8 protein-coding genes are annotated in these 11,732 nt (G+C 56.3%); 3 read left to right on the forward strand and 5 right to left on the reverse strand.

Features of this window, described 5'->3' with window-relative positions; translation table 11 throughout:
- Positions 1 to 811: alkaline phosphatase family protein (locus tag ABX962_RS18250; protein WP_372721469.1), on the forward strand; the 811-nt coding region annotated here is incomplete at its 5' end.
- Between the two features lie 90 nt (positions 812 to 901).
- Here ABX962_RS18250 and dusB read toward each other — a convergent pair.
- From dusB to ABX962_RS18265, 3 genes are all read right to left on the reverse strand, one after another.
- Positions 902 to 1,915 carry a tRNA dihydrouridine synthase DusB gene (gene dusB, locus ABX962_RS18255; protein ID WP_372721475.1) on the reverse strand — a complete coding sequence of 338 codons (1,014 nt, stop codon included), beginning with the start codon at positions 1,913 to 1,915 and terminating at the stop codon, positions 902 to 904.
- Positions 1,916 to 2,109: 194 nt separating this feature from the next.
- Positions 2,110 to 3,156: a transporter gene (locus ABX962_RS18260; RefSeq protein ID WP_345683312.1), complete on the reverse strand. Its 1,047-nt coding sequence runs from the start codon at positions 3,154 to 3,156 to the stop codon at positions 2,110 to 2,112.
- Positions 3,157 to 3,331: 175 nt separating this feature from the next.
- On the reverse strand, positions 3,332 to 5,116 hold the full coding sequence (locus ABX962_RS18265) for an ABC-F family ATP-binding cassette domain-containing protein (RefSeq protein ID WP_372721470.1): 1,785 nt from the start codon (positions 5,114 to 5,116) through the stop codon (positions 3,332 to 3,334).
- Between the two features lie 360 nt (positions 5,117 to 5,476).
- Here ABX962_RS18265 and ABX962_RS18270 point away from each other — a divergent pair, with 360 nt between their 5' ends.
- Entirely contained in the window at positions 5,477 to 8,275 is a 2,799-nt protein-coding gene (locus ABX962_RS18270; protein ID WP_372721471.1) for a 2-oxoglutarate dehydrogenase E1 component, read from the forward strand.
- A gap of 136 nt (positions 8,276 to 8,411) precedes the next feature.
- On the opposite strand, the gene ABX962_RS18275 is transcribed toward ABX962_RS18270, so the two are convergent.
- Positions 8,412 to 10,070, reverse strand: a complete 1,659-nt coding sequence (locus tag ABX962_RS18275; RefSeq protein WP_372721472.1) for a hypothetical protein — start codon at positions 10,068 to 10,070, stop codon at positions 8,412 to 8,414.
- 104 nt (positions 10,071 to 10,174) lie between these two features.
- Here ABX962_RS18275 and ABX962_RS18280 point away from each other — a divergent pair, with 104 nt between their 5' ends.
- Complete coding sequence (locus ABX962_RS18280) at positions 10,175 to 10,609, forward strand: thiol-disulfide oxidoreductase DCC family protein (protein WP_372721473.1); 435 nt, start codon at positions 10,175 to 10,177, stop codon at positions 10,607 to 10,609.
- Between the two features lie 150 nt (positions 10,610 to 10,759).
- On the opposite strand, the gene ABX962_RS18285 is transcribed toward ABX962_RS18280, so the two are convergent.
- Entirely contained in the window at positions 10,760 to 11,560 is an 801-nt protein-coding gene (locus ABX962_RS18285; RefSeq protein ID WP_372721474.1) for a phosphoribosylformylglycinamidine synthase subunit PurQ, read from the reverse strand.
- Positions 11,561 to 11,732: the final 172 nt, after the last annotated feature.

Here is an 11,732-nt window from a genome sequence, read left to right on the forward strand (position 1 = left end):
GATTGCCGACGCCACGGCGCTGGTGATGCGAGAGAAGCAGCCCGAGTTGACGATGGTCTACCTGCCGCATCTGGATTACGATTTCCAGCGGTACCCGGATCACGACGTGCAACGCGTTCGCGAAGTCGATGCCTGCGCGAAGACGGTCATCGACGCCGCCGCCGCGATCGACGCGAAAGTGGTGGTCGTTTCCGAGTACGGCTTGGTGCCGGTCGACCAACCGGTGATGATCAATCGCGAATTACGATCCGAGGGCTGGCTCGGCGTTCGTAACGGACCATTTGGCGAAATGATGATCCCCGGCGAATGTGAGGCATTTGCGGTCTGCGACCATCAATTGGCGCACGTCTACGTTGCACGCCCTGAATTGATCCCCGAAGTCAAAGCCAAATTGGAATCGGTTCCCGGGATCGATCGCGTGGTCGATCCGGCAGAGATTGAACTTGATCATCCACGCAGCGGCGAGTTGATCGCATTGGCGAAACCGAACGCATGGTTTGCGTATTATTACTGGCTCGATGACCAGCATGCCCCCGACTTTGCTCGCACCGTCGACATTCATCGCAAACCAGGCTACGACCCTTGCGAATTGTTCATGACCAGCAAGTTTCGTGCGATCCGGAAAGTGCTGCGAAAGAAGCTAGGCTTTCGTTACTCGATGGACGTGATCCCGCTGGACGCGACACTGGTGCGTGGCAGCCATGGGCTGCATCCGCCCGCAGAGAAAGGCCCGCTGATCATCGGCCCTGGGGAATTACCAAACGACATGCGGATGTTTCCAAGCTATGTCAAACAACTGCGTCAGAGATAAGTAACGCAGCGTGCGTTAACGCCGCAGTGCCGGAACTTCGCAATGTTCCGGCCAACAAAAAAGGGCCTATAAAAACGGGCCTACAAACAGCTATGCCGTCGGCGCCTCGACGGGGAAATGCTCATCGACGATCCGGTAAAACTCATCGGGCGTCGATACCTTGGCGACTCCCGAGCGGAAATGACGAGCCCCCGGTTTGCCTTGGGCGTAACAACAAGCGTACTTTCGCATCAGCACCGTCCCCTTTTCTTCGCCAAACCGATCGACCACCAATTGATAGTGCTTCAGCATCACGTCACGCTGCTGCGTCATCGTCGGTTCAGCCGGAATCGGATCGCCCCGCAGCGCCGCGGCAGCTTGTGAAAACAACCAGGGGCGTCCGAGACAAGCCCGCGCAATCATCACGCCGTCGACATTGTATTTCTCAAACGCCGCCACGACCTTTTCAGCCGAATCCAGATCCCCGTTTCCGATCAGCGGAATTGATTTCAGGCGACTTTTGATCTCGCTGATCTTGTCCCAATCGGCATTGCCGCGGAACATGTCTTGCGCGGTTCGGCCGTGCACGGTCAGTGCGGCCGCCCCGGCTTCTTCGACCACCTTGGCGACATCGTTGCAGTTGACGTTGTCGCGAGTGCAACCCAGCCGAATCTTCGCCGTGACCGGCGTCGGACTGCAGGCTTTCACCAATTGGCTGATGATATCAAACATGCGGCGAGGATCACGCAGCAGGTAGCTACCGCTGTGAGCCTTCTGTGTCACCTGGCGAACGGGACAGCCAAAGTTGATATCGACGATGCTGACTTGGTACTCTTCGGCCAAACGTTTGCCGACTTTGGCCATCGTTTCAGGGTCGTTATCCCAGATTTGGACGGCCAACGGACGCGGCTCTTCGGCCACCCCCCACAGGCGGTCGGGATGCTCGGCTTCGTTCTCATCCATCCACACGAATCCGCGAGCGTTGACCATTTCGGTGGCCAACAGCCCTGCACCGCCAAAATCGCGAACGATTTGACGGAACGCAGCATTCGTGAATCCCGCCATTGGAGCTTGCAGAATAGGCGGATCGATGACGAGATCACCGATTTTTAGCGGAGCAACCATAAACGTCGAGCGATGAGGAAAGGGAGTCGCGAAACCGAGCAAGGATGCAATATCCTCGCTCTCTCAACCTCCACTTTACAAAGATATCGCCGCGAAGCGAATCGCCCCGTACAAATCTGCTGAGCGTGAGGGGGGCAGCCGAACTCTCATCCCTCAACTTGCTGAGCCCTCAACTTGCTGAGCCTGCTCGCCCCTTAGAACGATTTGGACCAGCTGGCGATAAAGGCGTAATCGGTTTCCAGCTGGATTCCGTTCAGGTCTTGGCTAATCGTGGGCACAAACTCCGCATTGAAATAGTGCCCATGAAACAGATACTGAGCTCCCAGACCGAGGTTGTACCAATAGCCACCACGAAACTGCTCGACATTGGTGCTGATCAACGTGCCGTTGGCGGCCGGATCCTGCCCATCGTACTCGGTCCGCCACAGGTGCTCGCCCCGCAGCGAGACCGACAAGTTATCGGTCAACAGCACGCTGGTCCAACTGTTAAAGCGAAATTCGTCGCCAACGCTGTAGCCGCGATAGTTCTTTCCGATCGGCAAATCGGTTTGAAATTGAGCTCCCCAGCTGTACCAGTCGTGAAAGCGACGGTAGGTCAGCCCGGGACGTGCGTTGAATGTACCGCTGCCTAAACGCATTGGGTACGGAAATGCGGTCGGCGATCCGGTCGGAGTCGAGGTTTCGCGAAAGATATCGCCGGTCGGAACCGAGCAACCGAGATTAAAAATCCAATCCTGGCATTCATCGCTGTAGACTCGCAGCAACGCTCCGAAGGCCGTGTCGCCAAAACCGCTGTTATGAGTGGTAAAATCGGTATAGTTTGCCCGCGTGTGGTCCATCGTGATGCTCGGCAACATCGCCATCGTGTACAGCGTGACGTTTTCGGACGCACCGTACATGATGTGAGCCATGTGCATTTCCATGGTCATTTGGGTCGGAGTCGCACCGCGATTGGTGGTGACGCCATCGACCGTGATCCCGGGGCCCGGAGGCCCGACGGGGGTTGCGGTTCCCAGAGCCGTCGCATCGGAAACCTTGTTTTCGCCAATCTGATTGTCTTCCATGTACATGTTCATGTACTTGTACTCGACCATCCACTCGCCTTTGTCATGAAGGTGAGCCCCCATGATCCCGGCCGGAGCGTGCTTGTCGGCGAGTGCACGGCGATCAAAATTGTCGGCCATCGAAACCGACGCCAAACACCCCAACGAGCAACAAGCAAGAGCAAAACGCAGTAACATTTGAAGCACTTCCTGGCGAGCGAAATCATTTTCAAGAACCGACGATAACGGTTGCTAATGATTCCATCGGTATCCGAGCTCGCACGCGTCCGCTTCGACGACCGAAGTCGATACAAGCGACAACACTGTTACAACCGACCCTTCCCACGCTGGTGGTTCGCCCGGAAAGCCGTCTCTACCATTCCTGGTCGGCACTGAGCTCGACCCAGCGTTCTTCGGCTTCGGAGAGCTCGACTTCCAATGCCTTGACCTGATTGTGCAGTTTGACTGCGGCATCGGGATCCGTTTCGGTTAGCAGTTGATCGTTGAGCTTTCGCTTTTCGTCGTCCAGGCGGGCGATCTTCTTTTCGACGTTTTTCAGTTCTTTCTCGGCTTTACGTTGATCGCGTTGACCTTGACGATGATCGCCGCCTCCCCCCTTGCTTGGTTTGTCATCTTTAGGCAGTGGAGTCTTCCCACGCGCCACCTCGCTGTCGTCGACCTCTTTTTCGATCGCAGCAAGGTAGCTGTCGTAATCGCCGAAGTGATTTTTCACACTGCCATCCCGCACTTCGATCACACAAGTCGCCACACGGCGCATAAAGTGACGATCGTGGCTGGTGAACACGACCGTCCCCTGATATTGCTCGAGCGCCCCGGCGAGCGCCTCGACCGTTTCGACATCCAAGTGGTTGCCTGGCTCATCGAGCACCAGCACGTTGGAATTACTGAGCAGCAATCCGGCCATGCAGAGCCTTGCACGCTCGCCCCCGCTGAGCACTTTGACCTTCTTTTGAATTTGATCATCGCGGAACAAAAGGGCACCGGCCATCGCCAACAATTCCTGTCGCGTGGTACCGGGCAGCGAGTTGTATTCGAGATGTTCGATGACGGTCATCCGCTCATCCAAACTCGTGTAAACATGTTGCGCGTAGGTACCAATCTCGACTCCATGTCCCCACTTCATCTGCCCCGCCACAGGTTCGAGCGAATTAACCAACGTCCTCAGCAGCGTCGTTTTGCCTTGCCCGTTATCTCCGACGATTGCCGCGCGTTGCCCATGCTCGATTTCGAGTGTAATGCCGTCCGCGACGGTGTGGTCGGGATACCCGATCGCCAACTCGGTACAGCGGAACACGGTGCCCTGTCTGGGATCGACCCGCGGCGCTCGCATGTGCACGGTCGGTTCGTCACGTTCGATCTCGGTGGTCTGCAAACGTTCGAGCTGCTTCGCCTTGCTCTTGGCTTGGCTGGCGGTTGACGCGTTAGCGCGGTTCTTTTCAATAAACCGCTGCAACTGCTTTTGTTTTGCGATCACGGTCGCATTGACTCGCCGATCGTGCTCGCGACGTTCTTCGCGGTATTCGAGGTAGGCATCAATTTTGCCGGTAAACATCGTCAACTTGCCACGCGAAAGCTCGAGGGTTTGCGAGCAGGTGGCTTTCAGGAACGCCCGATCGTGGCTGACGATCAACGCGGCTTTGTTGAACGCACGCAAAAAGTGCTCGAGCAGAATTTGGGTACGAAGGTCCAAAAAGTTCGTGGGCTCGTCGAGCATCAAGAGGTTCGGGTCGTGCAGTAGCAGTGCGGCCAACTTGACACGCGTCTGCCAACCGCCAGAGAGCGCTTTGACCGGCCCCTCCAAATAGGCCCCCTTGAGCTCGAACTCGCCCGCGACTTCACCACACCGCCATTCGGGTTGCCCGCTATCTCGCATCAAGAAATCGAGTGCGGATTCACCGGGCTGAAATGGATCATGTTGGCGAAGGTAGCCGATTCGAAGCGAAGGATGGGTGATGATTTCGCCTCGCTCAAGCTCTTCTTCGCCCAACAGGACTCGCATCAGGGTCGATTTTCCCGCCCCATTTCTGCCGATAAAACCGACCTTCACATCATCCACCAGGGAGACATCAGCCCCCTCGAGGACGATCTGATCGCCGAATCGCTTGTGAGCATCACGGAGTTGGAGCAGTACAGCCATGTTCAAAAAAAATAATTTGGGGCGACAACGAGAATACGATTGCGAGCAAATCGAACCAGGGCCAAATTTGCTTGCGGCAACAAAAATCGGCGATCCAATAACCGCCGCAGGAGTGGGAATTTATCAGTCCGACGGCAAATCCCAAAGTAGGAGGGACTGCGATGAAGCGTAGCGTGGCCGATAACGATGCCGCATGCCGACTTTCCCAACAACTCATTTACAACCACTAGGAACCTAGCGGTCGATATTCTAAATTCTGAAGGTTAGAGACGATCATGGATTTTGGTAGGATCGAGGCGGCCAAACTGCCCTCCCCTACCCTCCCCTGCCCTCCAGCAACCAGACGGCGAATTTGCCGATATGAATAGCTACAGCTTGGACTACATCGACGACTTGTATGTCCAGTACGTTCGGGACCCTTCGAGTGTCTCGGATACTTGGCGTCAATATTTTGAACAATTTCTTGTCGTTTCGAACAAGAGCTCATTCAAAAAGAACGGGGACGTCACGTCTGGCTCCGCCGCTGCGGGCAACGCGACCGCTGCCGTGGATCGCCGAGGCTCCACCGGCAACGAGACCACCGATCAAGCCATCTGGATGTCGCGGATCCAAGATCGCGTCAATCAATTGGTGCGGGAATATCGAGTCCGCGGCCATTTGGCTGCCCAACTCGATCCGCTGGGAATCCTGAAATCGGATTCTCCGGAGTTGAGCCCCCAGCTTTACGGCATTTCGGACCAGGATCTCGAGCGGCCTCTCGATAGCAGTGCTCTTGAGAACGTTAGCGGCAGCACCCTGCACGCCATTTTGACCAAGCTGCAGAACACGTATTGCCGCAGCATTGGCGCCCAATTCATGCACATCGACAATCGCAATATCCGCGATTGGCTGCAGAAACGGATGGAGACCACCGAAAATCGACTCGAGTTATCACACCAAGTCCAGCGACGAATCTACGCTCGACTCGCCGACGCTTCGATTTTCGAGGAATTTGTACGCCGCAAGTTTGTCGGTGCCAAAACATTCTCGCTCGAAGGCGCCGAAAGCCTGATCCCGATGTTGGACCTTGCGCTCGAAAAAGCGGGTCAACACCAGGTCAAGGAAGTGGTGATGGGGATGGCCCATCGCGGTCGCTTGAACGTGATGGCGAACATCCTGAAAAAACGGGCGATGAACATTTTCTGGTCGTTCGACGATCCCGATCCGGAACTCAGTCGCGGGGGCGGTGACGTCCGCTACCACCTCGGCTACAGCAGTGATTGGGTCACCGCAACGGGCGACAAGATCCATATCTCGCTGTGTTTTAACCCCAGCCACCTGGAATACGTCAACACCGTCGCCTTGGGACGCTGCCGCTGCAAACAGGACTATCGCAAAGACACCAAGCGTTCCGAAGTGATGACGATCCTGATCCACGGCGACGCGGCATTCGCTGGCGAAGGCGTGGTCCAAGAAACCCTCAACCTGAGCGAGCTGGAAGGCTATCGCACGGGCGGTACGCTGCATATCGTCATCAACAACCAAGTCGGCTTTACCACCGAACCACGCCAAGGCCGCAGCACGACCTACGCGACCGACATCGCCAAGATGCTGCAAATTCCGATCTTCCACGTCAACGGCGAAGACCCCGAAGCGGTTGCGCAGGTCGTATCGCTGGCCATGGATTTTCGCAAAGAATTCCACCGCGACGTCGTCATCGACCTGTACGCCTACCGCCGCTGGGGTCACAACGAAGGGGACGAGCCTCGGTTCACCCAACCCCGGATGTACTCCGAGATCGATCGACGCGCCAGTGTGCGAGAGCAGTACCTCAATCGCTTGGTTGAAATTGGTGAAATCAGCGTCGAAGAAGGCGAAGAGATCCAGCAAAAGCGAACCGAGAAACTCGAGAGCGAGTTCGAGGCGAGCAAAAACGAACCCTTTGTTCCTGACACCCAAACACTGGCCGCAAATTGGTCGGTTTACTATGGGGGACTTGAACCGTCAGAGACCACCGACACGACGGTCGACCAAACCAAGCTCAGCGAACTGCTTGATTCGCTGACGCGATTGCCCGAAGGATTTGCGGCGAACAAAAAGCTGAAACGCCCGATGGCACTTCGCCGTGAGATGGCTCAAGGCAAAAAACCACTCGATTGGGCCAGCGCCGAAGCCGCCGCGTTTGCAACCTTGTTGACCGAGGGATATCCGATCCGAATGACGGGTCAAGATGTCCAGCGGGGCACGTTCAGCCATCGCCACGCGGTGCTGCACGACACCAAGAACGGCGAAACCTACATGCCGCTCGCTCACCTCAGCGACGACCAAGCGAGCGTGGAACTTTACAACAGCCCGCTTAGCGAGGCCGGAGTGCTCGGATTCGAGTACGGCTATTCGCTCGACCGGCCTGATGGACTGTGCGCCTGGGAAGCCCAGTTTGGTGACTTCTGGAACTGCGCCCAAGTGATCGTCGACCAATTTATCGCCAGCGCCGAAGACAAATGGAATCGGCTCAGCGGACTCGTCATGCTGTTGCCGCACGGCTTCGAAGGCCAAGGGCCCGAGCACTGTAGCGCTCGAATCGAACGCTTCCTCGCAATGAGCGCCGAGCACAACATCCAAGTGGTCCAGCCAACGACGCCGGCTCAGCTTTTCCACCTTTTGCGACGCCAAGTGCTTCGCAAGTGGCGAAAGCCTCTGATCCTGCTGTCCCCCAAGAGCTTGCTGCGTCACCCGTTGGTCGTCAGCCCGATTGAAGAGGTTGCCGGTGGACAGTTCCACAAGATCCTCGGCGACGATCAGATCCCACTGGCGACTTGCAAACGGTTACTGATGTGCACCGGCAAGATCTACTACGACCTGCTCGAAGCCAGAGAGTCGCGAGAGATCAAGGATGTGGCGATCATGCGAATCGAACAGCTTTACCCGCTGCAAGCCGAGACGCTGACCGCTGCCATCGACGGATTGCCCGCCGGTACGGACATTCGCTGGGTCCAAGACGAACCGACGAATATGGGCGCGTGGCCCTATATCAAACTGAACTTCGGTGACATGGTCGCCGAAAAACACAAGTTTACGGTAATCTCGCGAGACGAATCAGCTAGCCCAAGCACCGGCAGCATGGCGGCTCACAAGATCGAGCAAGCTGAACTGATCGACGCTGCGTTTGCGGATCTCTAAGACGGCATCCGCTTTAGAACGTTCGGAACAAAAAATGGCGGGCGGTAGTGGACGAGCCCAATGCCATCTGCTTTGGCCCTAACCGAGTGGTTTTTATAGCGGAGCGGCGCGAGCCGCCCGTTAAATTTCGAACCTTTTACTTGCCATCGCGAAGACGGTCAAAGTACTGCTGAGCGTGCTCGCGTTCGGACCGTGGCAGCGTCTGGTTCTCCGACGGATCACTCTCTTTTGACAGCGCGGCTTCGATCGATTGCTTGACGTCCTCTTGCGTGATCCCCTTGCGGTTAGGCCCATCGGCGAATCCGGCAATGATCGCCTTGCCCTTTTTCACTTTGCCGCGGACCTGAGTCTCGTAGGTATTGGTATCCACCTCGTCTTCGGGCCGATCGCCCGCCCCACTGCCTTTTCCCAAACCATCGCCCTGCCCTTGCCCTTCGCCCATGCCTCCCATACCGCCGCCTTGGCATTGCTGACACCCCGCTCCTCCACAACCTTCACATCGCATTTGGCTTTTGGATTGCGACAGATCCTCTAGCGCCGACTGCAAATCTTCCAGCTCGGACATCTCCTGCTGCATCTCGCCCAACTGATCGGCCATCTGCTCCATCGCGTCGGCGGCTTGCCCGGCGTCTCCCTGCTGCATCGCCTGCTGGGCTTGGCTCATCGCTTCGGCCATCTTTTGCATCTGCTGCATCTGAGCATCCTTTTGGCTCATCTCGTTCATCTTTTGCTGCATCTTCGCAGCATCCTCGCCACGCCCTTCCTTGCGAGCCTGGTCGATCTTTTGCTGCAACTCTTGCTTCTTCTTTTCGTGCTCTTTGACCGCCTTTTCCAGCTGCTCTTTCATCTGAGAAACCTGCTTCTTCAGCTGCGATTTCTCTTCCTCGCTCAGCTTTCCATCACGCATTTTGCTGGCCAACTGCTTGACCAAATCTTTGGCGTTGCCGAATTCACCCTTCTCGATCGACTTGGCAATCTTGTCGGCCGGCCCCGACTCGAGCCCTTTCATCTGCGACATCGCACGCCGCATTTGATCCGGGGAACCGAGTTGTTCACGGCGTTCCTCGAGTTGTTTTTTCAGATCGTTCAGCGCGATCATCGCTTCTTTGCGATCCATGTTTTCGCGTTTGGCGATCTTATCGAGATCTGCTTCCATCTTTTCAAACAACTCTTCCGCCTCTTTTAGCCCTTCGGCCGAAGCTTTGCGTTTTTGTTGCTGGATTCGCTTTTTCAGCTGAGTCGCCGCCGTCTTCACTTGCGTGACTTCGGCGATATCGATTTTGGGAGTGCTGTCTGCGTTTGTATTGGTTGCGGGCTCAATCAACGCCAATACGATCACCAAGACAGGAATCAGCGAGATCGGCAGCCAACCTAATCGCGTCGGCTGTAGCGAGAACTTTTCGGCCAGCTCGATTTTGGCTGCCTTTTTCTCGGCATCGTCGACCAGTGCCAAGCCAAAATCGCTGCTGCGTGAGTCGGCATCCAAACTGATCGAACTGCTCAAGCGTTCGCGAAGTCCAAAGCGGCGATCCACTTCGGCAGCAACCGCTTGTTTCGACGGTGCGGTGACGATCGCATGCAGGGCCGCCGCGATGACTGCCACCACACCGGCTGTGATCATCCACCCATTGGTCCACAGCGAGTAATCGACATCCATCACTCGTATCGCAGGCACCGCGATTGCGATGACCGCCACCAAGATGGCGGCAAACAACGTCCAACATAGATTACGGCCAAATTGGGCCAAAATCAGACGTCGGCGGGCAGTGGCGACTCGCGATTCGATTTGGTTCATCACATATTTCCTGCGTTGAAAGAGGCTCTCCCCCTTAGTATAGCGCATCGGGCCGCCTAAAATGAGAGCGAACCCGTGCATTCCGCTTTCCACCTAGGGCTCAAGTGCCTAAAAAATCGCCAAAACTGCCTGATCCAGACGAAAATCCCAATGCCGATGTCGTGATCTACGATGGGCAGTGCAATTTCTGCACGTCACAAGTGTCCAATTTACGGCGACTCGATTGGGGCGGATCGCGATTGACCTACCTGTCACTGCACGACAAACGGGTGGCGGAGCGGTACCCGGACCTAAAGTACGACGATTTAATGAAGCAGATGTACGTCGTCGACCAAGATGGCGGCCGTCATGGTGGCGCCGATGCGGTCCGTTATCTGACGCGGCGACTGCCCACGATCTGGATCGCCGCCCCGATTCTGCATATTCCCGGATCTGCAGGGCTGTGGCGTTGGATGTACAACCAAGTCGCCAAACGACGCTACAAGATCGCCGGAAAATCGTGTGAAAACGATGCCTGCGAGATCCACTTTAAACAGTGACCCTTGCCGCAAACGACGCTGGCAAGGCCCCTTCGCAACGATTTCGGACGTCGCAGAACTCACGCCAGAATTTCGACCTGTCCGGCCATTCACGAAAGTCTTCAAGACTTCCGCTATGAGTCCTCACGCCACCTGAAGCTCACACGGTTCTTAAGCAAACCACTCGACGGCATTCTTGAACATCGGCATCCCGTCGCCAAATTCGGGCTGCTCGTCACGACGCGTCCAAAACGGATGCTGAGTCGCTTCGATGTGCCGCTCGGGGTGTGGCATCAAACCAAAGACACGGCCTGTGGCGTCACACACTCCGGCGACATTAGCGTCGGCGCCGTTGGGATTGGCGGGAAACGGCAGCACGTCGCCTTGGATTCCACCACCTTCACCGTCGGCGTAGCGAATCGCCAGTCGTCCTTCGGCTTGCATCGTCTGCAACACTTCGTCGCTGGCCGCTACAAATTTGCCTTCGGCGTGGGCCATCGGCAAGTACATCCGCTCGATGTCCTTCAAGAAAACGCAGGGGGTTTTGTCAACGACGAGGTGAACCCAGCGGTCTTCAAATCGACCGTGGTCGTTCCAGGTCAGCGTCGCTGGAGCATCAACCGGCGAGGAAAGGCCTTCGGTCAAAACGCCCAATCGCATCAAGACTTGCATACCATTGCAAATCCCCAGCACCAAGCGATCCCCTTTACCATGCACAAAGGAATCGACCAGATCCGACAGGTGCTGACGCAGCTTCGTCGCCAAAATCCGGCCGGCGGCGATATCGTCGCCGTAGCTGAAACCACCTGGCAAACACAAAATTTGGTAGCGGTCTTTCAGTGCTGGATTCTCGATCAAACGGTTCACGTGCACGCGTTCCGCAACCGCCCCTGCCTGCTCAAACGCAAACGCAGTTTCTTCATCACAATTGGTACCGGGAGCACGGAGGACCAAAACGCGAGGTTGAGGCATGATCGATTCAGGGGTAAAACGGCGAAAAAACAGCCAAAGGACATACGGATATTGCGAAGTTTAGACACCCAGACCGAAATTGAGAACCACGTCAAATCCCTTCGACTGCCCCACGATGTCTCCGGATTCCATTACTTTTACGGCCCCACGGCTAAAGTGGTCGACCGGCGGC

It is taken from the genome of Novipirellula sp. (assembly GCF_041583735.1).
Classification (GTDB): domain Bacteria; phylum Planctomycetota; class Planctomycetia; order Pirellulales; family Pirellulaceae; genus Novipirellula.